Origin of the sequence: Pseudoalteromonas sp. N1230-9 (assembly GCF_032716425.1) — a bacterium.
In the GTDB taxonomy this organism is placed as follows: domain Bacteria; phylum Pseudomonadota; class Gammaproteobacteria; order Enterobacterales; family Alteromonadaceae; genus Pseudoalteromonas.
The window spans coordinates 3,053,829-3,078,367 of sequence record NZ_CP090419.1 but is presented as its reverse complement, the minus strand read 5'-3'; the positions used below and the strand labels follow the sequence as shown (position 1 = coordinate 3,078,367).

Annotated in this window: 20 protein-coding genes; 11 read left to right on the top strand and 9 right to left on the bottom strand. The window is 41.8% G+C overall.

All coding sequences use genetic code 11. The features are described from left to right. The first annotated feature begins 12 nt into the window (after window positions 1–12). Window positions 13–852: a sulfurtransferase gene (locus LY624_RS14255; RefSeq protein WP_341803268.1), complete on the top strand. Its 840-nt coding sequence runs from the start codon at window positions 13–15 to the stop codon at window positions 850–852. Here LY624_RS14255 and LY624_RS14250 read toward each other — a convergent pair. The 3 genes from LY624_RS14250 to LY624_RS14240 form a co-directional block, all read right to left on the bottom strand. Further along, window positions 827–2,365, bottom strand: a complete 1,539-nt coding sequence (locus LY624_RS14250) for a tetratricopeptide repeat-containing sulfotransferase family protein (RefSeq protein WP_341803267.1) — start codon at window positions 2,363–2,365, stop codon at window positions 827–829. The genes LY624_RS14255 and LY624_RS14250 overlap by 26 nt on opposite strands. 86 nt (window positions 2,366–2,451) lie before the next feature. After that, the gene (locus LY624_RS14245) at window positions 2,452–4,884 is read right to left on the bottom strand and encodes a TonB-dependent receptor (protein WP_341803266.1); all 2,433 of its coding nucleotides are present in this window, start codon (window positions 4,882–4,884) and stop codon (window positions 2,452–2,454) included. Between the two features lie 180 nt (window positions 4,885–5,064). Beyond that, entirely contained in the window at window positions 5,065–5,421 is a 357-nt protein-coding gene (locus tag LY624_RS14240) for a DUF5522 domain-containing protein (protein ID WP_130149432.1), read from the bottom strand. A gap of 43 nt (window positions 5,422–5,464) precedes the next feature. Between LY624_RS14240 and LY624_RS14235 the strand changes: the two genes are divergently transcribed. Further along, on the top strand, window positions 5,465–5,788 hold the full coding sequence (locus tag LY624_RS14235) for a hypothetical protein (RefSeq protein WP_130149433.1): 324 nt from the start codon (window positions 5,465–5,467) through the stop codon (window positions 5,786–5,788). A gap of 40 nt (window positions 5,789–5,828) precedes the next feature. Here the strand turns inward: LY624_RS14235 and LY624_RS14230 are convergent, their stop codons facing one another. Continuing rightward, complete coding sequence (locus LY624_RS14230) at window positions 5,829–6,797, bottom strand: class 1 fructose-bisphosphatase (protein ID WP_062568661.1); 969 nt, start codon at window positions 6,795–6,797, stop codon at window positions 5,829–5,831. Between the two features lie 161 nt (window positions 6,798–6,958). Between LY624_RS14230 and LY624_RS14225 the strand changes: the two genes are divergently transcribed. After that, window positions 6,959–9,388, top strand: coding sequence for a zinc-dependent metalloprotease (locus LY624_RS14225; protein ID WP_341803265.1), 2,430 nt, complete (start codon window positions 6,959–6,961; stop codon window positions 9,386–9,388). Window positions 9,389–9,492: 104 nt separating this feature from the next. Beyond that, window positions 9,493–10,275, top strand: coding sequence for a YggN family protein (locus LY624_RS14220; protein ID WP_062568663.1), 783 nt, complete (start codon window positions 9,493–9,495; stop codon window positions 10,273–10,275). Between the two features lie 55 nt (window positions 10,276–10,330). Here the strand turns inward: LY624_RS14220 and LY624_RS14215 are convergent, their stop codons facing one another. Then, window positions 10,331–11,956 (bottom strand): methyl-accepting chemotaxis protein, encoded by a 1,626-nt coding sequence (locus LY624_RS14215; protein ID WP_341803264.1) that lies wholly within the window; start codon window positions 11,954–11,956, stop codon window positions 10,331–10,333. Between the two features lie 115 nt (window positions 11,957–12,071). Next, window positions 12,072–12,770 (bottom strand): 16S rRNA pseudouridine(516) synthase RsuA, encoded by a 699-nt coding sequence (rsuA, locus tag LY624_RS14210; protein ID WP_130149436.1) that lies wholly within the window; start codon window positions 12,768–12,770, stop codon window positions 12,072–12,074. Window positions 12,771–12,828: 58 nt separating this feature from the next. Between rsuA and zapE the strand changes: the two genes are divergently transcribed. Beyond that, on the top strand, window positions 12,829–13,941 hold the full coding sequence (zapE, locus tag LY624_RS14205; RefSeq protein ID WP_341803263.1) for a cell division protein ZapE: 1,113 nt from the start codon (window positions 12,829–12,831) through the stop codon (window positions 13,939–13,941). A 58-nt stretch (window positions 13,942–13,999) separates the two neighbouring features. On the opposite strand, the gene LY624_RS14200 is transcribed toward zapE, so the two are convergent. After that, window positions 14,000–17,020 carry a TonB-dependent receptor domain-containing protein gene (locus LY624_RS14200; RefSeq protein WP_130149438.1) on the bottom strand — a complete coding sequence of 1,007 codons (3,021 nt, stop codon included), beginning with the start codon at window positions 17,018–17,020 and terminating at the stop codon, window positions 14,000–14,002. 336 nt (window positions 17,021–17,356) lie between these two features. Between LY624_RS14200 and LY624_RS14195 the strand changes: the two genes are divergently transcribed. Further along, the gene (locus LY624_RS14195; protein WP_341803262.1) at window positions 17,357–19,486 is read left to right on the top strand and encodes a winged helix-turn-helix domain-containing protein; all 2,130 of its coding nucleotides are present in this window, start codon (window positions 17,357–17,359) and stop codon (window positions 19,484–19,486) included. 2 nt (window positions 19,487–19,488) lie between these two features. Here the strand turns inward: LY624_RS14195 and LY624_RS14190 are convergent, their stop codons facing one another. Both LY624_RS14190 and LY624_RS14185 read right to left on the bottom strand, forming a co-directional pair. Continuing rightward, window positions 19,489–19,818 (bottom strand): 5-carboxymethyl-2-hydroxymuconate Delta-isomerase, encoded by a 330-nt coding sequence (locus tag LY624_RS14190; RefSeq protein ID WP_341803261.1) that lies wholly within the window; start codon window positions 19,816–19,818, stop codon window positions 19,489–19,491. An 11-nt stretch (window positions 19,819–19,829) separates the two neighbouring features. Further along, window positions 19,830–20,417, bottom strand: a complete 588-nt coding sequence (locus tag LY624_RS14185) for a hypothetical protein (protein ID WP_237119978.1) — start codon at window positions 20,415–20,417, stop codon at window positions 19,830–19,832. A 103-nt stretch (window positions 20,418–20,520) separates the two neighbouring features. Here LY624_RS14185 and LY624_RS14180 point away from each other — a divergent pair, with 103 nt between their 5' ends. From LY624_RS14180 to LY624_RS14160, 5 genes are read left to right on the top strand one after another with little or no spacing between them, the layout of a single operon-like run. Next, the gene (locus LY624_RS14180; RefSeq protein ID WP_341803260.1) at window positions 20,521–20,991 is read left to right on the top strand and encodes a CreA family protein; all 471 of its coding nucleotides are present in this window, start codon (window positions 20,521–20,523) and stop codon (window positions 20,989–20,991) included. 2 nt (window positions 20,992–20,993) lie between these two features. Then, window positions 20,994–21,776 (top strand): hypothetical protein, encoded by a 783-nt coding sequence (locus LY624_RS14175; protein ID WP_130149443.1) that lies wholly within the window; start codon window positions 20,994–20,996, stop codon window positions 21,774–21,776. Window positions 21,777–21,783: 7 nt separating this feature from the next. Beyond that, window positions 21,784–22,404, top strand: coding sequence for a LysE family translocator (locus LY624_RS14170; protein ID WP_130149444.1), 621 nt, complete (start codon window positions 21,784–21,786; stop codon window positions 22,402–22,404). Window positions 22,405–22,412: 8 nt separating this feature from the next. Continuing rightward, on the top strand, window positions 22,413–22,928 hold the full coding sequence (locus tag LY624_RS14165; RefSeq protein ID WP_130149445.1) for a gamma-glutamylcyclotransferase family protein: 516 nt from the start codon (window positions 22,413–22,415) through the stop codon (window positions 22,926–22,928). After that, window positions 22,925–24,472, top strand: coding sequence for a serine hydrolase (locus LY624_RS14160; RefSeq protein WP_130149446.1), 1,548 nt, complete (start codon window positions 22,925–22,927; stop codon window positions 24,470–24,472). Before LY624_RS14165 ends, LY624_RS14160 begins: the two co-directional genes overlap by 4 nt. The last annotated feature ends 67 nt before the right edge of the window (window positions 24,473–24,539 follow it).

The window sequence follows — 24,539 nt, the reverse complement described above, 5'->3', positions numbered from 1 at the left end:
TGGAAGGTCAAAATGAAAAATATAATCACGCCAGAATGGCTCAATAAAAATTATAATAATGCAAATATCATAACTTTTGATGCGGGAATGGTGCGCCCTGGCATGCCAGGTGAGTATGCGCCTAAAGCAATGCTGCCTAATGCACAGCGTTTTGATTTCAAAAAGACGCTGGCTGATAGTACTAACCCTATACCAAGTATGATGTGCAGTAGTGAGCAGTTTACAGAGCATATGCAGCTTGCAGGGGTTAACCAAGACTCTCTGGTTGTCATTTATGAGGATCAAGGTTTATTCAGTTCAGCGCGTGCGTGGTGGATGTTTAAAGCAATGGGCTTTGATAACGTAAAAGTTCTAAGTGGCGGTTTAGCTAAGTGGCAGGCACTTGGCTACGCAACACAAGCAAGCTATTCAGCTGCTACTGGTCAAGGCAACTTTGTTGCCAGCCCCCGCGCTGATTACTTTATCAGTGCTGAGCAAGTACTTAACTCACTGGATGAACAAAGCACACTAACACTCGATGCTCGTCCTTATGAGCGATTTACCGGCGAACACGAAGAGCCGCGTGAAGGCATGCGTAGTGGTCATATTCCAAATAGTCACAGTTTATCTCTTGCAACAGTGCTAAATAACGGTGAGCTTAAATCGCTAAGCGAGTTGCAGGCATTATTTGAGCAACACATAGCGCCGCATCACACCCAGTTACAGTTTAGCTGTGGTTCAGGTGTAACCGCTTGCGCAATTGCATTGTGTGCCGATGAATGCGGTTACGCCAACTTACGTGTTTACGATGGCTCATGGAGTGAGTGGGGCGCTCGTCACGACTTACCTATTGAAACAGGCCCACATCAATAAGCTCAGCGTAATTTTGCCAGCTGCCGATACTGTTTTTATTCAGTGGCTGGCGAATTTGCTTTTTACTCGCCGTGGCTGATGCTGCATTGTTTTTATAAAAAGTCAGGCAGTTTTCCTGCCAGCTTAAATCACAAAACGCATAGAGCTTTTGAGTTTGTAGGGGAGGCTCTGCCACCAATTGCTCATAGCTTTGTAAAAAAACGTTCTCAGGATACTTGTTAGCAAAATGACTGACTAATGCCGAGTAATCTTGATGGAACGAGGCAATATCCTCAAGTGTAAAGCTGTAGTGATGGAACACACTTTGCGGGCTATACATCTGCCTAAAGTTGGCAATGCTGCAATCTTGCCAGTCCCGCAGCATACAAACGATTTTAGCATTAGGAAAAGCCGCTAAAATAAAATCAATATAGTAAAAGTTAAATGGCTGTTTATCACAACTTCTTAGGCCATCACTTAGCAGCTGGGCTCTTTGTTGATAGTTAGTCAGTGCTGTCTTTATCGCCTCAGATTCATATGCCTTACCGAGCATTTCGCTGTCAATCACACGAGCTGATTGCGTGGCGTGTTGTATCAATTGCGCAATATCGTTTAATTCCCCAATGCCTTGCAATTGTGTACTTTGATTAAGGATTTTCTCAACTAAGGTTGTACCAGAGCGGGGCATGCCAACGACAAAAACCGGTGAGAGCTCAGAGTCACTACTTTCAATTGCTTGCTGTTTGCTATGGGTAATCAGTTTTTGACAAAAGTGGCGATGCTGTGTGGCTTGATAATTAAGTTTACCGGCTATCGCTTGCTTACTTAGTGCAAAGTATTTAAATGCATTTTTGTAGTCATTAAGGTGCTCATAATTAAGAGCAAGACTATGAAAATACACTTGTTGGTCAATAATGCTTTTTTCTCTATCCGCCAAGGCTTGTAGTTTTTGAATATGTAGCTCTGCATCTATAACAGTATTGAGTTCAGCCTGCGAATAGTGGGCTTGATAAAAACTAGCTTGCTGTGTGGTTAGTTGCTGTAACAAGCTTTTAGCTTCATCGAACAGTCCGTGAATTTTATAACACACCGCCAAATTATAGCTAATTTGTGGGTTATCCTTGTTGCGTTGGTAGGCTGCTTTTTGAAAGCTAAGGGCGTCGTCATAATGCCCTAAACGGGTCGCAATATTGGCTAATGTATCAAAATCAGCGGCACCAAAGTCAGTTGTTTGTAGAGCGCTTTGATAATGCACAGCCGCATTACTTATTTTGCCTAACAGTACGTATAACTTGGCAAGTGCTAAATGATAAATCGCAAAAGGGGCTAGGATTAGCGCTTTCTCAAGCAGCTTAATCGCTTTGTTGATATCGCCAGCTGCGGTGTTGACTTCGCTGAGTAAAAAGTAACATACGTGGTCTTCAGGATTTTGTTTTAGCCGCTGCACAAGTAGGTGATGTGCATCGTTTAGTTGTTTGTTGCTTAACAACTGTTGGATATGAGCGCGAAGCGCTTGTTGGGTATCATTTAGCATAAGCGCATAGTATACCAATTCACCAGAATACTTAATTATTAAAAAGCCCTGCCTAAAGGAGGCAAGGCTTTTATGGGGATGTTTAATTACAGCTCAAAGTTGTAGCTAAACTTCATACCGATGGTACGAGGCGCGGTGGTGTAGTGACCATAAACACGCTGTAGCTCAGGTAGCTCTTTGTTAAGCTCAGCATATTGCGACATACCTGCCCAAGACTTATCACGACGTACAGAAGTGAATGCATATTTATCGAATAAGTTGTCTACGTAAAGCGTTGCAGACCACATATCGCCAGTAATTTTGGCAGATAAGTTACTTAGTGCATAACCTGGTAATACTTCGCCGTCTGCTTTTAAGCCTACTTTGGTGATTACATCACTTTGCGCTGTGATACCGTAGTTTACGCTTAATAACTTATCACCTAAGACATCTTGCTCGTAACGAAGACCAAACGAGAATTGATGCTCAGGAGCACCTGGTAAACGGTCGCCTTTAGCACCATCATAGTAGCTTTGGTACTGCGCTAAGTCATCGCCTAACACGCCAAATAAGTACGGCGCATCTTCGGTCAATTCAGCCTTTGCATACGCGTATGTCGCATATGCAGCCCAGTTGTCACCAATCATTGCACGAGTAGAAAGCTCAACACCTTTTGAATTAGCAGAGCCTGCGTTCGAAGTAATTAGCTCTTGGCCATTTACAGTGCTGCTACCTACTTGCGCATCTTTCCAATCAACATTAAATAGCGCTGCATTGAAGTGTAGGCGGTTACGTAACCATGATGACTTAAAGCCTAGCTCGTAGTTGACCGTTGTATCTGGTTTGTAATCTTCTTCGTTTGGCAGGGCACAAACTATTTGTTGCTCAGGTAATACATCAGGGCAAGGAGCAATACCGTTACCACCACCAATACGGAAACCTTCACTCACAGTAAAGTAAGCAAGAATACCGTTATCAAATGTGTAATTAGCATTAAACTTAAATAAGTTACCGCTATCGCTGGCACTAACCGTTTCCATATCTAGATTAGCAAGAGAATCAAAATCCCCTGAGTAAAGCGGTGTAGCAGAACCTGATGTTGTAGAAACATCGTATTCGTAAAAACGTGCACCTAGAGTTACATCAAGCTGATCTGTAATGCTGTAGCCGATTTCACCAAAAAGTGCTTTTTCAGTGGTTTCGCTATCTGAAATTAGAATGTACTCAAGGTCTTGTTCAACATTAGGGATACCGCCACCCCAATATTCAGTCAGACCTGGCGTGTACTCACGGTCATCTGAGTGACTTTCTAATTTGTTATAGAAGCCACCTACGATCCAGTTAAAAGCGCTACTACTATTTGAAACTAAACGAAGTTCTTGCGTGAAGGTATCGCGCTCAGAGGTGTCGTGTGTGTAGCCAACGAAAGAAGGGAAGTCGGCATAACCTGACCAAATATCGTAAAGTAGATCGGTTTGGTCGCGCTGACCAGATTGCTCATAGCTAGACCAACCAGATGCCGATACCAACTCAGCAAAACCAAGATCCGCTTTAATCTCTAAGCTTAATAAATCGTTTTCTTCTTCGCCTGGCTCAAGTACACGGGCAACGTTTTCGTACTTTCCTGGGATACCTTGTAGCGCACTGCTATTAGCAAGAGAGCCGTATTGCGATGTTGAGTTACCGCCATTTTCTTGTTTTTGATAGAAGTAGTTAAGCGTTGCATCTACATCTTCGGTTGCAAGCCAACGCAGTGATAAACGTGCTGTGGTGATTTGCTCATCGTTAACATCGCTTACGCTTTTTAAGTTGGCGTTAACATCACTGCTGTCAGAAAAGTCAGGATTCGGATTTGATACACCTGGCTCTTGAACCACGTGCGTGTAGTCAATGTAACCCGGGTTATCGTAATAATTTAAGCTAGCGCGAAGAGCTAGTTTTTCTTCAATTAGCGGGGTGTTGAATACCACGCCAAACTCACCGCCTGTGCCGTCACTTTCGTTAATGCTAAATACATCACCTGTTACCTGACCTTCTGTTAAATCTAGATCGGGTTGTTTAAGCAAATAACGGATCGCACCGCCTAAAGTCCCTGCGCCATACAGTGTACCTTGTGGGCCGATGAGTACTTCCATGCGATCAACATCAGTTAAACGTAAATCAATACTAAGTGGGATTTCACCAACATAAGTTGCGACTGTGCCGCTATCAGAAATACGGTCAGAGGTATTGGTGTTCAAACCACGAACGATAATCGGAGAACCTTCACGGCCACCTTGATCAGAAATCGTTAGGCCTGGCACCCAGCGTGCAACATCTTCTAAATCACTAATATTTTGGTCGCTAATTACATCGCCATTTAGGGCCGTAATATTGAGTGGTGCATCTTGCACAGAACCTGCTCGTCGTGTTGCAGTAATTTGAATTGTTTCAATTGATTTATCGACGTCGATAGTATCTTCTGCTGCAAATGCCATATTGCTATTGATTAAAACCGCAGAAATTGCACTTGCAAGTAGAGCAGGCCTAAAGGTATTCATGTTTGATTCCGATGTAGTTACAATAAATTTATGCTTAAAAAATAGGCGTAGCTAGTAATTTAAGCTTAAAAGAGATTGATTTAGTGAATTTATATCCAATTATAGTGTATTTTTATTCTCGTAGTCATGCGTTATTTGCAATAAAATGCAAAATAATTGAATAAATACTCTATCTGGATATTAACTATCGGAAAAAGGGCAGTGGGTGCAGTCGTTTTTACAGCAATGTCCGCGCTTTAAAAAGAACCAGCGACTAAATACCATGTAGTTGTTTTTCATTGTGTAATCGAGATTTTCAATTAACTTACCTTGGTGATAGAAAGGGTTGGCAAAAGCGAGTTGTTGCTTAAGAGGCTGTTGGTATAGTTTGGATAAAAATAAATTTATTTCCTTAATTGTACAATCACGGCACAAACAGGATGTAGCTGCTTCATCAAGTGGTAAAATGGCGGGTAATTCATTACACCAACAAGCATTTATATTGTCGGCTTGGCAGTTAAGTGTTGCTTTGCATTGCGAGCAAGTAAGGGTTGTCATTCAGTAAAAAGATGCTTTGAGATTGAAAAGGTAAGCATAGCAAATGGATAAATTAGACGCATTAGATGAGTTTGCCCGATTTGGTGAAAACCGATTTGAGGCAATCTCTATTATTACCAGCAGCCCTGACAATCAAGGTGATGTGTATATCGTTACGCAAGACGTTTTTTGTCAGGTTTTACAGCGTGTTATTGACGGCGAAATAGATATCGATGAGTTAGAACTTTGGGCAAATGTATTGGAATCTCGTCAAGACATCGATGAAAGTGAGGTTGAAGGCGCGATCTTTGCCTTAAGTAATAACGAGCAAATGGGTGAGTTGAGTAAAAGTACGCTAAAGAAGTTATTAGAACTGACCTTAGGCTGAAAGAGTCTTATATCTTTCAGCCTAAGGTATGTACTTGTTGCTACTTATGATAGTTCAAGCAGGTTTCAACTTCGTTTTTCGAGCCTAAGATCACCGCAACACGTTGGTGGATAGCGTCAGGTTGAATATCCATGATGCGCTCTGTGCCCGTTGAGGCAATACCGCCAGCTTGTTCGATTAACATCGCCATAGGGTTTGCTTCGTATAGTAAACGTAATTTGTTAGGTTTATTTGGATCTTTCGTATCGGTCGGGTAAGTGAAAATACCACCACGACATAAAACACGGTGCACATCACCCACCATTGCAGCAATCCAGCGCATGTTGAAGTTACGACCACGAGGGCCTGTGTCACCAGCAATTAAGTCATTGATGTAATTTTGCATCGCCGGTTGCCAATGGCGCTGATTCGAGGCATTAATAGCAAATTCGCTAGTGTCTTCAGGGACTTTTGCAAAATCTTCTGTTAATAAGAAGGTTCCGTGCGTTTTATCTAAGGTGAAAAAGCGTGTGCCTTTGCCAGTTGTTAATGCCAGCACGGTAGATGGGCCATATAATACATAACCCGCTGCAACTTGGTTTTTACCCGGTTGCATAAATATACTTGGATCAGCAGGATCCGCGCCATCAGGCGCTGCCATAATTGAGAAAATCGTACCAACCAGTGAGTTAATATCGGTATTTGAAGAGCCATCAAGCGGGTCAAAGGCAACGATGTATTTAGCATCAGGGTTACCCGCAACGGTAAAATCTTCTTCCTCAGAAGCAATGGCTTTTACGTAGCCCGATTCGAGTAAAATGTCTTTTAGAAGCTGATTGGTAAGTACATCTAATTTCTTTTGTGTTTCACCCTGAATATTTTCGTCAAGAGTTGAACCTAACACACCTGATAAGGCACCTTGACCAACACGGAATGAAATTTCTTTACATGCCGCAAGCACTGTTCTGATCAATGAGATCAGTTCACGAGGGCAACCATCTTCTAATAATACCGGTGGGAGTCTACGCATTCTATTTTCCTGATAACGTTGTAGCCAGACATTTTTAAGTGTGAGAGAGAATGTCTTAGCAAGCGCTGAATTTCGTCTTAAATAGCTGTTTTTTGTTGGCGATACTTTATACTGCCTAATACCTGTACAGTATTTAAAACGCGAATAACAAAGATAAGATTATGCAAAAAATACCATTACTACGATACCTGCTCTTAGCTGTGCTGCTTACTATAATAACTCAAGCACACGCAGCAATTAAGCCTATAAATGATTTTACTGAAAAAATGAGTCATTTTTCGGGCTATTATTCTTTCTATTATGATTCTGAAAGCGGCAAAGTGTATGTTGCAGTTGATAAACTAAAGCAACCTTTTTTACTTCAGCAAAGCTTACCTTATGGCGTGGGCTCAAATGATATAGGCCTTGATCGAGGGCAACTTGGCAATACCTATTTAGTACAATTTGAACGTTTTGGTGATAAGGTGATGTTACGAGCATTGAATACTTATTATCGAGCGAATACGACCAACTTGGCCGAGCAGCAAAGTATCAAAGAAGCGTTTGCTTCGAGTATTCTTGCGGGCTTTAGTGTTGTTGCAGAGTCAGACTCAGCGGTGCTTGTAGACTATACTCCTTATTTATTGAGTGATGTACACGGTGTAAGTCGTCGTTTAGCTGCAACTTCGCAGGGGAGCTTTAATTTAGATGGTAACCGAAGCGCAGTCTATTTAGCTCGTTCAAACGCATTTGTGAAAAATACAGAGTTAGAGGCAATACTCACTTTTCAAGGTAGTAACCCAGGTGAGTTTGTTCGTCAAGTGAGCGCTGATCCTCACATACTTACAGTACATATGCATCATTCTTTTATTGAACTGCCTGATGATAACTACACACCACGTCAATTCCACCCTCAATCAGGTTACTGGAGTATTGAGCATAAAGATTACGCCGCACCACTTGGTGAGTCTATGTATGTGCGTTATATCCCGCGCCACCGTTTAGCAAAAAAAGATCCGAGCCTGCCAATTAGCGAACCCGTTGAACCGATTGTTTACTATTTAGATCCGGGCGTGCCTGAGCCAGTTAAAACAGCCTTGTTAGAGGGCGCTAAATGGTGGAATGATGCATTCAATGCTGCTGGCTATAAGAACGCATTTATCGTTAAAGTGTTACCTGATGATGCTAATCCTATGGATATACGCTACAACGTGATCCAATGGGTACACCGTGCAACACGTGGCTGGTCGTATGGCAGCTCAGTGATAGACCCGAGAACGGGCGAAATTATTAAAGGCCATGTAACACTGGGCTCATTACGTGTACGTCAAGATATCCTTATTGCTGAGGCATTAGCTGCCCCTTATTTTGAAGGTAATGAAGTTGCTACTCGTTTACAAGCAATGGCTCTTGATCGTATTCGTCAACTAAGCGCTCATGAAATAGGCCACACTTTAGGGATTGCACATAACTTTTCAGCGTCGGTCGCTGATAGAGCATCGGTAATGGACTATCCTCACCCGCTACTTAGTTTCAATGAGCAAGGCAAACTGGATGTGAGCCGAGGCTATGCCTCTGGTATGGGAGTGTGGGACACACAAGTGATAAAATATGGTTATAGCGATTTTACAAACCAAGATGAACCACAACAACTGGCCGCAATTTTAGCTGAAAATAAAAGCAAAGGGTTGGAATTTATTTCGGACAGTGATGCACGTGCTAAAGGGGGCGCTCATCCAACGGGGCATTTGTGGGATAACGGTCGTTCACCAAGTGATGAGTTAATGCGTGTACTTGATATTCGCAAACAAGCGCTGACGAGCTTTGGTATTGAAAATATCAAAACGGGGACTGCGTTATCGCAATTAGAAGAAATGCTAGTGCCACTTTATTTATTCCATCGCTATCAAGTTGAAGCTGCGGTTAAATTAATTGCCGGTGTTAATTACGAATATGAAGTACGTGATGACTCTGAGCCAAAAGGGGCGCAAGTTGTAACTAAGCAAACCCAGCAAGCGGCTGTTGATGCATTACTTGCTACACTAAAAGCTGAGAATCTTGTTTTACCTGAGTCAGTGTTAGCGCTTATTCCACCAAAAGCGTATGGGGAATCTAAATCACGCGAGAGCATTGTCGGTCGTACAGGGTTAACCCTGGATGCTATGGCATTGCCTGAAGTCGCAGCTGCACATAGTTTAAGCCTATTATTTAATAGCCAGCGTGTTAATCGCCTCGCGCAGCAACAAGCGCGTAGCGATGCATTTTATAGTTTAGATTCATTATTAGCTCAAACTTATCAGCAAATTTTCGAGCAAAAAATTGCCCAAGGAATGGCGGGTAAGATTAGCCAACGAGTGCAGCTTTTAACGGCTAAGCAATTTGCTGATTTAGTAACGAGTGATAAAGTCGCGCCTGAGGTACAAGCACAGTTTCGTTATTACCTTGGCAAGCTTGCAAAGAGTTACCAGCAAGAATCAATGCTAGGAAGTGCATCAGTAGGTGATAGTGCCTTCAAGCAATATTTAAGCGAACAAATCAGCCACTTTTTAGCAAGCGGTGAGTGGCCTGCAAACTTTAAAGTATTGCCAATGCCACCGGGTTCGCCAATTTAACTCACCTTTCTTTTAAGGCGCCTAGCATAGCTAGGCGTTTTACTTGCATAAAACTGGATTTTTGCTAATCTACTGACCTCTCTTTTTGTCTTCTTGGGGTGTATATGGCGTTTTTTTCTCGCTCGCTGCTTGCGGCAGCTATTACATTCTCGAGTTTTTCAAGTTATGCCTCATTAGCTAAAAAACAATGCGAAGTTGAGCTTAGTCACGGCTTGATCATTACAGATGATGTTATTCGTATTGTTGATAAAGGCCAAACCCGTGTACAAATAAACAACAATACTCAGTTATTTATTCGTGGCTATTGGGTTGACCTGAATCCAGAAGAAAGCAAAGTCGTGGAGCAGTTTAGTTTAGGTATTCGTGACACTGTGCCTGAATTAGTTGAACTGGCCACTGATGGTGTAAATCTAGGTTTGAGTGCTATTGAGCAGGTCGTAGAGGGCATGTCCGACAAAGAACCTGAAGTACTTAAAACGCAATTACAGTATGTTGAACGTGCTCTGATGGATAAGTTTAAGCGTGGCGATGACTTTTTCTTTATCGCCCCGCAATCATTGTCGAAAATCGATGACTTTTTTACCAAAGAGATTAGCCAAAAAATTCACTCAGCAGTGCATGGCTCATTAGGGGCTATTTTAGTTTCATTAGGTGATGCGTTTAAATCACGTGAAGGAAATATCGAAGATCGCATTAACGACATGGGTCAGCGTATGGATATTATCTCTAAGGAAATAGATAAGTCACTGCAAAAGAAAGCGGAGCAGCTTGAAATGAAAGCCTCTGAATACTGTGAGTGTTTAAACTCACTAGATGTCACTGAATCTCGATTACAAAAAATAGTGCCTGGAATGGCCGATTTCGATTTGGTACAGATTAAGTCTTAAAAGCCCAGTAAACTTAACTGGGCTTTTTAATGTCTGACTTTTGATACGTGGATAGTTAGCTAAATTTAGCTGTTTCTGTCTCTAAATCAGCTGTAAGGCCTTTGATTGAATCGGTTGCCGTATGTGCCTGACTGGATACGTTAGCTGTTTGTGAGGCAGTATCTGAAATGGTCACCACACGTTTTGCTGTATCTTCACCTGCGTCTAATTGCTCTTTAGCTGCTATAGCTATTTGATGGCTCATTTGTGCGATTGCACTTAATGAACTCGCAACTCGGTTTAGTTCTTCATTGGCTTTGGTTGATTTAGCCACAGTTTGCTCACTGGTCGAAATACTGAGTGCAACAGATGATTTAGCATCTTGTGTTGCTGATTGTAATTTACCAATCATGTTGCGGATTTCTTCGGTACTGGTTTGTGTTCGTTGTGCAAGGCCACGGACTTCATCAGCGACAACTGCAAACCCTCTACCTTGTTCGCCAGCACGAGCTGCCTCAATGGCTGCATTAAGGGCTAATAGATTCGTTTGCTCTGCAATTCCTTGAATAACACTGAGCACATTAGCGATATTATTTACTTCGTCATCAAGAACTTGAATGTTATTACCAGCGCTGTCAATTTGTTGCTCTAAAAGTGCGATTGTTTGTGCTGCTTCGTTGGTTAAGTGGCTTGCGCTTTGCCCTTGGTTCTCAGCTTCTTGTACTGAGTAGGCTGCTTGTTCGGCATGCTCAACAACTGTTTGCGCTGAGGCGGTCAGTTCGGTAATGGCTGAGGCAACCATTTGTGTTTCTTCATTTAAACTACGGGTGAGTTTATCAAGCTCAACAGAGCGAGACTCGTTATCAACACTTTGATTTTTGAGGCTATCAGTTACGTCTTTAATGCCATCAACAACGCCGCGTAAGCCTTGTTGCATATAATGCATGGCCGCAATGATACTTTCACTTGGTGCATCTTGGCGGATAGTTGAGTGGAGGTTGCCACGTGAGACGTTTTTAACAATATCAATTACTTCATCGATTTCACCACCCAGTGCATTGGTCAGTGATGAGCCAAAGCGTGCAATTGCAAACGTGAGGGCTATGGCAATGAGCATAGATAAACCCAATAGCCACTTTGCTGTGCTCCAGTATCGTTCATCGACTTCTTTTGCACTAATTCCTGTGCCAACATACCAGCCAAACAGCGGTGTTTTTTGTACAACAGACGTTAAGTCTACTGTTTCGCCATCACGGACGGAGTCCCAATGGTAAGTAATAATTTTATTTGTGGTATTACCCACTAGTTTTTCGACCATGCGACCAATGCTGTTACCGCTGGCATCTTTAAAGTCATTAAAGCTGGTACCATGAAGCTCTGGGTCATGTGGCGTGGCAAGAAAATCTAAATTATTGTCGACGACATAAACATACTCTGAATCGTGATATTTATTTTCTCTTAAAACCTGAGTTGCCAACTCTTTAGCTTGATTTTCATCAAGCTGGCCATTTTTTACCATCAATTCGAATTGCTCAACGATATTTGTTGTGCTTTTCATTAATTGGTTAATACGCGCAATGTTATCGCTCTCACTCGCATGACGTAACGACTGTAAACCCAATAAAGCTATTGCGCAAAGTGCAATAAAAATAGCGGTAGCAAATAAGCTAATTTTTGTTTTTAAAGCTAGTCCTGATAACACAGTTAGCCTCCTTTTATTATATCCCCTCTACTTTTCTACCATGTTTATCGGCAACTTGTTAGCTTTTATTAAGTAAAAATGACAGCGTTATCATGATATTTGTTCAAGTACCTATTTAGAGCGAAAGCTCAGCAGCAGTCAAGGGGCGGTATTCACCACTCGCTAGATTTTCATCAAGATGAATATTGGCAATTTTTTCACGGTGTAGTTCAACAACTTTGTTATCAACTGCGGCCAGCATTCGTTTAACTTGATGATATTTACCTTCACAAATGGATAGGCGTAAGCTATAGCTTGCAAGTTTTTCAACAATGGCAGGGCGAGTTAGCTCTTTTTCGTTATGAAGCTGTACACCTTGCTCTAGGGCTGCAATAGCTTCTTCATCCACCGGTTCTTGCGTTTCAACTAAATAAGTTTTGAACTTGTTGTGCTTTGGTGAAGTTATTTTGTGCGACCAGTCACCATCATTGGTGATGATCACTAAGCCTGTGGTATCTATATCTAAACGACCAGCAACATGAAAGTCGCTCATGTTTGGCTCATCGAGTAAGTCAAATACGGTCGGGTGAAGGTCATCTTTATTGGCACACACATAGCCTGCAGGCTTATGAAGCATGAAGTAGCGTTTGCCTAAAAAGACCAACGGCTCGCCTTGCCAGCGCACGTCGTCATCTTGGCTGATAGAATAATCAAATGAGGTGATCACCTCGCCATTTACAGTGGCGTATTTACGTTTGATACCTGCTTTGGTTTTACTGCGAGGTAATTCAGCAATATGGCTGATAAATTTATCTAAACGGCATGGGAATTTCATTGGGATCACATTTTTAGTCGGCTACAATGGCCGCGAGTATAGCGGATACTAGTGACCTATGACAGTACAGCAAGGACAAATATTAAGGTATTACCAAGCGCAAATAGCCAAAGGCGAACTGCATGAAGACCATGCCCAGCGCACAGCGATTAATGCGCTTGATAATCTAGCCACAGAATTAGCTGCGCCAAGACATTGGTGGCAAAGCGCTAAGTCAATAAAAGGGGTTTATTTATACGGCCCAGTTGGGCGTGGTAAATCCATGTTGATGGATGTGTTTTTCAAACTGGTCAATATTGATGCTAAGCAGCGTTTGCACTTTCACCATTTTATGAAGCAAGTACATGAGCGTTTGGTTCAACTACAGGGGCAGAAAAACCCACTGACGATTATTGCTAAGGAGTGGGCACAGAACATTCGTTTGATTTGCTTTGATGAGTTCTTTGTTTCTGATATTGGCGATGCGATGATTTTAGGTGGCTTATTCAAAGCCTTGTTTGAGCACCAAGTGGTGTTAGCGGCGACGTCTAACTGTCAACCTGAGCAGTTGTATCGCAACGGTTTACAACGAGCACAATTTTTACCCACTATCGATTTGTTAAATGATCATTGTCATATTTTAAGTGTTGAAGGCAATACCGATCATCGCTTTCGCTTTGGTAAACAAACCGAACATTACTTTATTGATAACAAAAGTGCCCTAATAGAGCGCTTTTTAAACCAAGAGCAAGCAGTACAAAAGCAAACAACGATAGAGGTTTGCCATCGTCATCTTCGCTGTGAACTGCAAGCTCAAGATGCCATTATGTTTGACTTTATGGCGTTATGTTCAGGGGCTAGAAGCACAGCAGATTACATTTATTTAGCAGAGCGCTTTCAGCGTGTTTATTTGCTCAATGTGCCAGTAATGGGACGCGGAGCCACGGGTAAACAAATTGTGCATGGTATTGAGGACAGTTATCAACGTGAAAAACAGGATTTACAAGAGCACTTTTTAGATGATGAAGCACGGCGCTTTATTGCTCTAGTTGATGAGTTTTATGACAGAGGTCGATTACTGCTGATCTCGGCTGAGGCGGGCATTAGTGATATATATCAAGGACAAAAACTGGCATTTGAGTATGCGCGTACAGAGTCTCGATTAGTTGAGATGCAAAGCTGGAAAAGATAAAAGGCGCATTAAAAAATACGCCTTTGTTGTCAGCCTAGCTGGGGTTTATATGAAAATGTTAAAAACTATATTGTGCGCCTACATACACATAACGACCTTTACCCCCACCATACTCAGAGTAATAATTACCACGCCCTGAAGGATAAAAATCACCTTTATTATCAAACACGTTATTTACACCACCGAATACGCGTAGTTGGCTTTGTTTACCAAGTGACAAAGTGTAAGACGCTGAAAGGCTGTGTTTTAAGAACGAGCCATAATCTTGGTAGGCAAGTTTTTCTGGGTTACTAATACAGGTATCTTCACCAGCCTCACAGCGGGCATCATTTTCGGCTACATACTCATTGTAATCTTCTTCAAGACTCTGGCTTGCTTTAAACGAGCCTAAGAAATTTGTACGCCAGCGAATACGTAGATCATCATTACGCCAAGTAATCGACATTGACGCTTTATCTTTAGTGCGACCATAGCCTGCGTAATGACTGGTTACTAAGCTACCATCGAGGCCTTCATAGGTCTGTGAGTTTTCAATCACGTGATTATAATCAAGCTTTAACGAGAGTTGACCATAACTGTCAAAATCAAGCTTGTACTGTGCAACCACATCATAGCCTCTAGCTGTGAGCTCATCGAGGTTATATTGGCGTTGTAAAACCTTAATAATATTGCCTTCATTATTACGGGTAATATCATTACAGAAGGTGTTTTCAGCTCCCCACGCAACTTCAGAGTCGTAACATTCACGCATGATGTTTTCATTACTGATCTGCGAAATTGCATCGACAATTGCAATATCATAGTAGTCAACCGCAAGGTTGAAATTGTCTAAAAACGCAGGTGCCACTGTGATGCCAAACGTATACGTATCGGCAGTTTCTTCTTTCAAGTTTTCATTACCAGCGCCAGGTGAATAACTGTTATTTTCATCGTTAAATTCGAAATCAGGATCGGCAGCAAGTTGCGCAGCTAAAGTCGGCTCTTTGCGACAGTTATCGTGACCTGGTTTAGTCGATGTTGCAGTTAAACCATCACAAATATCATCATAGCTGTCGTAATCGCCACGCGGTGGTGACATAAGTTCAGTGATGGTTGGCGCACGCTGCGCACGTGCATAATTCGCTCTAAAAGCATAGCCTTCGATAGGCTCCCAAAAAATACCGAGTTTGTAGCTGGCAACTGTATTGACGTTTTCCATGCTGTAATTAGCCAAACGAAGTGACGTTTCAGCACTTAAGTTTTTTGCCAGTGGTGCATCTTTTAACAGTGGGATTGCAAGTTCTGCAAAGGCCTCATAGACTTCAACTTCACCGTAGAAGTTTGGTACATAGTTAAAGGTGATACCACCGGATTTCATATCATCACTGGTTTTTAGATCTTGGCTATCTTTACGGTATTCACCACCAAATACAGCCGACACTGAGCCTGCTGGTAGTTCAAATAAGTCACCAGCAATGTAACCGACTACGCCATATTGTTTAATTTCGGTATCAATAACCGGATTAGTACGTATCCATGCCGCCATGTCATCAGTGATTGACCCTTCGCCAAACAAATTGATAGGCACGCAGCCTGCTGCGCGAGCTGCTTCATCAATACATTGGATTGTGCCATCAGCAAGCTCCTCAGCTTGTAAAGCTTGGCTTAGTTTTACTGTGTTTAACTCATTGCTACGAACTTGATGTTGAGTGAAGCGACCATAGCTAGCTGATACATCCCAATCCCATTCACCATTAAAGAGTGTCCCCTGTAAACCTGCCCAGCTACGAATCGTTTTACGTGTGTTATCAGTACTGATATTACCCACTTCACTAAAACGACGATCCCAATAAATACGATCTTTATATGGGTTGGCATCTAAGATTTCTTGCGGCACATAAGGGTTATCAATTGGAATATAACCTGGTGCAACATCTGAAAGTGGATCGCCAGTGACGGGATCATAGCGAGGTACAAAAGCTCCTTCGTACTCATCCTCTGGAGACTTATTGTTAAATGAGCCACTGTCACTGTATTGTACCTGTGCGTACAGCATAACGTCATCTGTTAAGTCAAAGTCGATTTTCAGTGCCGTTGAGAAGTTATCGCTTGGCACATCCAGCATCACGTATTGATTAGAGTTGATGCCGTAAATTTCTTCATTCCCTTTCCAGTCATCACGTAGAGTTTGACCGTCATACCAAAATTGTGTGTCGTTACGGCTATTTTCTAAGAACACACCGCCAGGAATACCGTCGCTTTTGCTTACCCAGTCAGCTTGAGTGATGTCGCGCATACATTGGTCGCCATCGGCTGTTTGCATCACATTACACATGCGTTCAGGGTCATAATCGTAGCTATCTTCAATCTGCGCACGTTTACGGTCGTAAAACGTCATGCCAAAATCACGGTCCCAGTTAGCACTGAAATATGCATAGCCGCGATCATCGGCAAATGAGGTGCCGTAATTTAAGTCAAGGGTAAACTCTTTACCGCCACCATCAGTTGTTTCACCTGTATTGGCTTTAAAGTCGAAGCCTTCTTTTTTCGATTGAGTAATTATATTTACAACACCTGCGACCGCATCTGCCCCATAGGTTGCCGATGCACCGCCACTAATTATTTCAACGCGTTCAACCATGCCGCTAGGAATGGTGTTTAAACTAACGTAATTACCACTGTAGCTGTTTGAAACAACACGACGACCATCAATCAGTGTCAGTGTACGGTTAGCGCCTAAATCTCTAAGTTGAACCGTTGATAAACCGGTTGCTGAAACACTTGATTGGCTGGTGGTATTACCTATGCTCTCACTCAGTGCAGGCATGTTATCGACTAAAATATCAGATAAATTCGTTAACCCAGTATCAAGGATTGCGTCACGGTTCATAGTAACCAGTGGCGTGGGTATCGAAAAGCTGTCTCGTTTTATACGTGAGCCCGTAACGATAATTTTTTCGGGTGTTTCGTTTTGTTCTTTGATTGCAGGGCTGGTATTAGCTGTGCGTGCAATGTCTGTTTCATTAGCAAGTGCATGTTGGCTAAAACCACTGGCAACAGCAAGCGCTATTGCACAAGGCTTAGTTAGTAGATTTCTCACAGGCGTTCCTAGTTGTACTTATTTTATTTTTAGTTGTGTGAAACCAGAGCGCTGCTCTTTTAAGGGCAGTTAAAATTTACAGTGAACAACACCCCGGTTTGTCGGTATTGACGTAAATTTTTTTATAAAAATGTGAATACAACTGCAATCTTTAGTGACTCGTTTATCTCTCTATTTTATATCTATTTAATATCTATTCGTTTAAAATCAATGTGTTGTTATTTTTGCGCTGTCAACTTATTGACAATTATAATGCTGGTTAATCATTGTTATTTGAGATAAATTGATAGCTAAATACACGTCTAGAAATCTAAAAAGAGGTTAAGTTTAGACTTAATGGAAACCACTCATCACGCCTACCGTTTGGGTCGGTGTACAATTAATCCCCTTGAAAATAAACTAGTTTGTGATGATAGTGAGCACGTTTTACAGCCTAAATTCATCGAGTTATTAGGTTGTTTAGTTGCCCGTTATCCTGAGCCAATTACTCGCGAAGAGTTAATTAATCTTGTTTGGGATGGTAACCATTTTGTAGGAGAGAAGGCGTTAACAAATGCTATTTGGCATTTACGTAAGGCGTTTAAAGAATTAGACCCAAACTCAAGTTACATTGAAACCTTGCGTAAGACAGGGTATCGATTGGTTCAATCACCTGAAAAAATTGAACAGCAGCCTAAAGAAAATACACCTAGTTTCAAACGTTCTCAACTTTATAGTGTTGCTGCTGTATTTATACTTTGCGTATTTGCTGCGTGTGTATTTTGGTATGTTTCTAGTTATCAAACAAAGCAGCACACGGCCTTTGTGATGCCGATAAATAGTATAGAAAGTGTAACAGCAAGCCCTGGACGTGAAATTTATCCTGCCGTATCAAATGATCAACATTACTTAGTTTACTCATGGCGCCTCTTAGATAAATCTGCGGATTTATATTTACGTGACCTCCATTTTCCTGAACACCCTGCAAAACAGTTAACTGACAGTGCACAGACTGAAGGGCGCTCCGTGTTTAGCCCTGACTCAAGCACCTTATATTACTATCGTTATACGCAAAGCAATGCGTGCGAAATAGTGAAACTATCACTTGTGAATGCGACGAGCGTTGTCCTGAGTGAATGTCGCCGCGAAGGTGGAACTGATCTTGATGTCAGTGCAGATGGTAAAACACTCGCTTATATCGGTGAGTATGTAACCGAAGCCGGTGAAACGGTAAGCCGCATTAAGTTACTGAACCTTGAATCAGATAACCTACACGAAACATCGATTCCTTGTGGTGACTATTGCCATATTAACGATGAATCTGTGTCGTTTTCACCTGATGCAAAATATGTTGTGGTTACTCGTAATGTTGAAAACGACCAGCAAGCACTTTTTATGGTTGATGTACAAACAGGGCAAGCTAAACGACTCACTCCAAACTTTGCTTTTATTCATGGTGTTGATTGGCATCCGAATAAGAACTTACTGGTTTTTTCGGCAACTAAAGGCGGGAAGCGTTATGGTTTTTTCTTCGATATTGAACAGCAAAAGCTGATTAATACTCAAGTGGCAGGGATGAGTTCGCCAAGGTATAGTGCTGATGGCAGTGTTTATTTTCATCAATGGGATATAGACAAGGTGATTACACGGTTAAAAATTGATGAACAAGTTGCCAGTTCACCTTTTTCTATGCTCTCTACTAATTTTAGCTCTCTTTTTCCTGAATATAACTCGGTGCAGAAAAAGCTACTGTATGTATCAAATGAGTCTGGCAGCTCTCAATTATGGATAGTGAACCCAGATGCAAGCTCGCGTAAACAGTTGACGAGCTTTCCACATGTTATTGGACAAATATTTGACCCAACGTGGTCAAAGGATGGGCGCTACATTTTGTTTTCAGTGCTGGATAAAGGGCAAAGTATGCTTTATCTATATGACTTTAAACTCGATAAGAGGCAAGCGTTAAATATTCCATTTGCCTATGCACGCAAACCAACGTGGTCTAGTGATAACCAATCTATTCTTGTGTCAGACAACGATTATGTTTATCGATTTGATTTAAAAGGTAATAACCTTGGTAAAGTGATAAGTTCTCCTGCTAAATATGCTGTTGAGTTATCATCGGGTGATATTCTTTTTACTGATAACAATAAGGCTATATGGATAAAACACCATGAAACGGGGCAAGAACAAGTACTTGTTGATGATATTCATTTAGCGAGGCATTTTTCGTGGTTATATGTAAGTAAGAACGAATACCATAATGCGCGTATTTATTATTTCAAAGTACGCGTTGGTGATTATCGTATTAGTTATTATGACGTGGTGAAAAAACAGCATTTTGATGTGATGGCATTACCCGAGCGTGCTTATAGTCGTTCATCAGGGTTGACCTATGTGGATGATGAACGCTGGCTTGTATACACAGGATACCTGTCACCTGAGATTGAAATTAAGCGTCTTCCTGCGGCATTTCTGCCGCAGTAAAATTAGCACTTACGATAAATATCAGGGCTCATATCATAAATGTTTACACTTAAACTGTAAGAACGCCGACAGTACTTGCTTAAGCAATTAAGTAGTTGTTCGCTTAGTTGCTGCTTTTGTTCAACGGTTCTGCCTTCCATGATAGATGCGGCAATATGGATGAAGCCATCTTTCCCTTCACCTAGTTCATAGTGTTGGTAGGCAATGGCACGTGTTTTAATGGCCGATAATTCGAATAAACCAGAGTCGAATACAGCTTGGTGGACTTTTTCAACCAGCACTTGAGGAAGAATAGGGAGATCTTCTGAATGTTCAATAACAATATGCGGCATGGGGCTCTTCCTTAAAAGCGGTAACTAAAACCGATGTTTGTTTGAAATTGGTTTAATACATCACCATCGAAGTGCCAAAGGCATTGTTCGTTTTCGGATGCAGGCAAAGTACATGAGATGTTACTTGCATTATTTACAATAGTCGCCAACCAGCGAGTTTCAACATAAATACGCGCTTGGTCGCTAAATAGGTACTCAGCACCACCGTATAAGCCTGAGGTAAAAAAAGTGTCGGAGTCAGCAAAATCAGTGCTGACGTGATTTGCGCCAATTTGAGCACCAACAAAACCGACTATATGGTCAGTTAAGGGCACTTCTACGGCACTTTGAAATAGCAGGTATTGCATCTCGACTTGCTTGTTGGCTTGGTCTTTCATATCAAGTTCAGTTGCTGAATAAAAGAAACCATAACGAGCATTATCAATGGTTCTATCAAGGCTGACAGTAAAATGACTGTCATCCTCAAGCTCAATTTTTAGGTTTTCTTCGGTTTGCACCGAATTAGTAAAGTTTTTGCCGAAACCGGCGCTAATAGAGTAGCCTGCGTGAGCGGTACTACTTAAGAACATTAAACACAGTAAACCAAGCGATTTTTTCATTGTTTAGGTGCTCGTTGTTGAAGATATTTTGAGATAGTATTGAAACATAGCAAGCAAATAGTTGTAAATGGACAACTATCGCTTTTTAATAAGGATAACGAAGATGAAGACACTAAAACTTGCTGCACTGGCAGCCTCAGTCATCTTGTTGAATGGTTGTTCCGATGACGCGGCTTCTGTAAGTTTAGGATTATTTACGACTAAAGATATCAAAGTGGTATCGCAACAAGATCCAATCATTAGTGGTGTTACCTGTCATATCAGCCATATTGAAGCAAATCTTGATTTTGCAGATCCTTCAGATATGTCAATTGCTTGTCGTCAAACTGGCCCCATTACTGCTGAACAGTTACAAAAAATAGACCGCAGTAAATCTGGCGATGTGGTATTTAAATCATCAAAGAGTATTTTATTTAAGTCATTGAAGGTGCGTCGTATTTACGATGCACCAACCCGTACTCTTCTGTATTTATCATATTCGACAAAAGAATCATCAGGCAGTCATCACCATGCTTTATCAACCGTTCCGCTTTATAACACGGATGCATGGCAGTGGGCGCAAGGACAAGAGTAAACATGTTAACCCTATTTAAATCAGCTCCCTTACTTGACGAGCAGGAGCAACAGTGGCTGATAGACACATTTATATGGGCTGTTGAGCATTTTGATAGCGACTACTTTTTACACAAGACGCAGATTGTACTACCCAATGGCCAGTTTTTCCCAGACAGTGTCACAAGTGTTGAAGATATGGCTAAAACGGTATTTTCTCGCGTCGTTGGCTATGCGGGGATGAAGGCGTGGCCTGTAAATTTAGTATCACCATCACAGCTGGTCCCGCAGGTATTTCCGCATTTTGAATTTCAGGCTTCTCTAAGAGGAGAGCATGCTCAGTTAATTGTGCCTGCGAATCACTTAATTAATGTGTCGTTTAATCCAAACCAAATAAATCAGCCACAAGACTTAGTTGCGAGCTTTGCTGGAACACTGGCGACAGTATTAATTCATCATGTTGGTGTTTTACCTCCTGGCGGTAAAGAGTTTTTACCACAGGCCAGCGACGCGCTTGCTTGTTTTTTAGGGTTTGGTGTGATGATGAGCAATACTGTGTATCAGTTTAAAGGGGGCTGTGGATGTGGTTATAACCCCTATGCCAATCGCCAAGCTGCATTGACTGAACCGCAAACCTTATTTATGCATGCTTTGGTATCGCATTTTAAAGGCGATAATCAGTCTAAAAAATACCTGAAGCCTCATTTGCGAGGTCAGTATAAGAAAGCGCAAAAGCAAATAAAGTTATTAGTTAATAGTAGTGCTAATCCGCTATTACTGGCGTTGGATGAACAAAAAGTAGGGTAAATAATCAGTGCCGTATTTAGATGAATTTTTATTAATTGCAGTTGCGCATTTTTTTGCTGTTGCAAGTCCAGGCCCTGACTTTGCTGTTGTGCTTAAGCAAAGTATTCAGCATGGTCGTCAAAATGCACTATGGACAAGTGCGGGGGTGGGGGCTGCCATTTTACTTCATGTTGCCTATTGTGTATTAGGTGTTGCCCTCATTTTATCGCAATCGCCGAGCTTATTTATGGCATTAAAATATGTGGCGGGTGCTTATCTAGCTTATTTAGGCGTACAAGCTTTACGTAGTGCAAAACCGGCTGATAATACACAGCAAACGCTTGCTCAGGCTGAGCCTGAGTCTGTGTATAAAGCTTTTAGACGTGGCTTTTTTACCAATGCACTGAACCCAAAAGCAACACTGTTTTTTATGTCGCTCTTTACATTAGTTATCAGCCCTGAGACCCCAGTATTAGTGCAAGCAAGCTATGGTATGTATATGGCTTTGGCAACTTGGGTGTGGTTTTCATGTTTATCACTGGTGTTATCAAAAGCCGCTGTGCGAGAATTTTTCTTAAAAAGTGGTTTCTGGTTTGATCGAGGTATCGGCGTGATCTTAATTGCGCTGGCCATTCGTGTTGTTGTGTAAGGTGAATTATGACTATCTATAATTTTTCGTTTGGTTCAAACATGTCATCAAATCGGTTGTTGGCACGATTACCTCAAGCAAAACGTATAGGCACAGCCTTACTCAGAGGTTACGAGCTGACATTTGATATGGTCAGTACCGATGGCTCAGCGAAATGCAGTGTTCGCCAAACCTCTCAGTTAGACGCACTCGTTTATGGGGTCGTCTATGAGCTTAATGAAGATGAAAAAGCGATGCTAGATACGATTGAAGGCCCTCGTTATGATTGCGTTGATGTGTGTGTTGAATTGTTAGATGGAGAGCAATTAACAGCACATTGTTATATTGCCAATACATTAGACGCTACTCTTTTGCCATTCGACTGGTATCTACAGCATGTTCATCGCGGCGCGCTTGAAGCTGGCGTGCCAAATGATTACAGTGACTCAATACTCGCGCGCGAAAGTTGCGATGATCCAGATAAAACCCGAGCAGCGAGAGAGTTCGCTATTCACAACAATAAAAACGACCAAGGGACATTATGAAACTGTGTAAACTAGCCGTTGCTGCGGCCTTATTATCAAGCTGTTCATTCTTTAGTTACGCTGATATCGACAGTGAAAAAATTGAGCAAGTAATTGAAACATCAATGGCACGTTTTGATGTGCCTGGGATGGCTGTTGCCATTGTTGAAAATGACAAAGTCGTTTTGGCAAAAGGGTTTGGTGTGACCAACCTTGATACGGGTAAAAAGGTTAATAAAGACACTTTATTTGGTATCGCCTCAAATACGAAAGCATTTACAGCAGCCGCTTTAGCGAAGCTTATAGATGAGGGAAAGTTAAGCTGGGATGATAAAGTAATTGATCATCTGCCTGAGTTTCGCCTGTATGACCCTTATGTAACACGTGAAATGACGATTCGTGATTTATTGAGTCACCGTAGTGGCCTGGGTTTAGGGCAGGGCGACTTAATGATTTGGCCTGACACCGATAAATCGGTTGATGAAATCATTGCTGGTCTTAAGTACTTAAAACCAGCCAGTAGTTTTCGTAGTAAATATGCGTATAACAACTTAATGTTTGTGACCGCTGGTGAGGTTGTAGCACGTGTGTCAGGGATGAGCTGGAATGATTATATCGAGAAAAATATTCTAGAGCCACTTGATATGAAAAACTCTCGAGCTGGTTTTTCACGCATTCCAGAAAGTAATAAAAACTGGGCCACAGGGCATATTCCTATGGATGGTCAGTTACACCCGTTTTTTGTTAATTATTTAGAAGACTTTCGTGGTGCCGGTGCTATCGCTTCAAGTGTTAATGATATGAGCCAGTGGCTACGCACGCAACTTGCGCATGGAAAAATGCCAAATGGCGAACAGTTATTTACTGAGCAGCAGCAACAGCAAATGTGGCACCCGCATATTACCTCTTTAGCATCGAAAAGTGCTTACGAGGCGTACCATCAACAATTTAGAGGCTATGGCTTAGGCTGGAGTATTGAAGATTTTCATGGCATTAAAAAATTAGGCCATGGTGGTGGGATTTTAGGTATGGTCTCTCAGGTGACTTTACTACCAGAAAAAAATCTTGGTATCGTTATTTTAACTAACCAGCAAGCATTTAGTGCGTTATCCGCAGTTACCTATGAAGTGCTTGAAGATGCGTTGGATTTGGAAGATAAAGATTGGGTAGAAGAGTTAGCTAAAAAGCACTTTGAAGGTAAAGAAAAAGCCAACGCAAATGCTAAACCAGAAACACCGGCAGATTACCAACCAAAGCTACCAAATATAAATTACACAGGCACACTGCATGATAACTGGTATGGTGATGTGGTAATCGAAGAGCTTAATGGGCAGTTACGTATCGACTTTACGCATACTAAACGTTTGAAAGGCCAGCTTGAGCATTACACGGGTAATACGTTTATTGTGAAGTGGGATGAAAAGCTACTTGAAGCCGATGCATTTATTGAGTTTCAAATGAGTCCCGAAAACCGCGTTGAAAGCGCCAAGATGCGAGCAGTTTCAACTGCCGTGACAGATTTTAGCTTTGATTTTAGAAACCTAGATTTACAAGCTAAAAAGTAAACCAAAGTCGCAAAGCCGCTCAAAAGCGGCTTTGTTATAATTGGCTGACATTTACTTCAAGGAGCGC

What these genes read in the sequence shown, in the direction of transcription:
- LY624_RS14255 (WP_341803268.1), top strand. Translation starts at nt 13, where the DNA reads ATGAAAAATATAATCACGCCAGAATGGCTCAATAAAAATTATAATAAT.
- LY624_RS14250 (WP_341803267.1), bottom strand. Translation starts at nt 2,365, where the DNA reads ATGCTAAATGATACCCAACAAGCGCTTCGCGCTCATATCCAACAGTTG.
- LY624_RS14245 (WP_341803266.1), bottom strand. Translation starts at nt 4,884, where the DNA reads ATGAATACCTTTAGGCCTGCTCTACTTGCAAGTGCAATTTCTGCGGTT.
- LY624_RS14240 (WP_130149432.1), bottom strand. Translation starts at nt 5,421, where the DNA reads ATGACAACCCTTACTTGCTCGCAATGCAAAGCAACACTTAACTGCCAA.
- LY624_RS14235 (WP_130149433.1), top strand. Translation starts at nt 5,465, where the DNA reads ATGGATAAATTAGACGCATTAGATGAGTTTGCCCGATTTGGTGAAAAC.
- LY624_RS14230 (WP_062568661.1), bottom strand. Translation starts at nt 6,797, where the DNA reads ATGCGTAGACTCCCACCGGTATTATTAGAAGATGGTTGCCCTCGTGAA.
- LY624_RS14225 (WP_341803265.1), top strand. Translation starts at nt 6,959, where the DNA reads ATGCAAAAAATACCATTACTACGATACCTGCTCTTAGCTGTGCTGCTT.
- LY624_RS14220 (WP_062568663.1), top strand. Translation starts at nt 9,493, where the DNA reads ATGGCGTTTTTTTCTCGCTCGCTGCTTGCGGCAGCTATTACATTCTCG.
- rsuA (WP_130149436.1), bottom strand. Translation starts at nt 12,770, where the DNA reads ATGAAATTCCCATGCCGTTTAGATAAATTTATCAGCCATATTGCTGAA.
- zapE (WP_341803263.1), top strand. Translation starts at nt 12,829, where the DNA reads ATGACAGTACAGCAAGGACAAATATTAAGGTATTACCAAGCGCAAATA.
- LY624_RS14195 (WP_341803262.1), top strand. Translation starts at nt 17,357, where the DNA reads ATGGAAACCACTCATCACGCCTACCGTTTGGGTCGGTGTACAATTAAT.
- LY624_RS14190 (WP_341803261.1), bottom strand. Translation starts at nt 19,818, where the DNA reads ATGCCGCATATTGTTATTGAACATTCAGAAGATCTCCCTATTCTTCCT.
- LY624_RS14185 (WP_237119978.1), bottom strand. Translation starts at nt 20,417, where the DNA reads ATGAAAAAATCGCTTGGTTTACTGTGTTTAATGTTCTTAAGTAGTACC.
- LY624_RS14180 (WP_341803260.1), top strand. Translation starts at nt 20,521, where the DNA reads ATGAAGACACTAAAACTTGCTGCACTGGCAGCCTCAGTCATCTTGTTG.
- LY624_RS14175 (WP_130149443.1), top strand. Translation starts at nt 20,994, where the DNA reads ATGTTAACCCTATTTAAATCAGCTCCCTTACTTGACGAGCAGGAGCAA.
- LY624_RS14165 (WP_130149445.1), top strand. Translation starts at nt 22,413, where the DNA reads ATGACTATCTATAATTTTTCGTTTGGTTCAAACATGTCATCAAATCGG.
- LY624_RS14160 (WP_130149446.1), top strand. Translation starts at nt 22,925, where the DNA reads ATGAAACTGTGTAAACTAGCCGTTGCTGCGGCCTTATTATCAAGCTGT.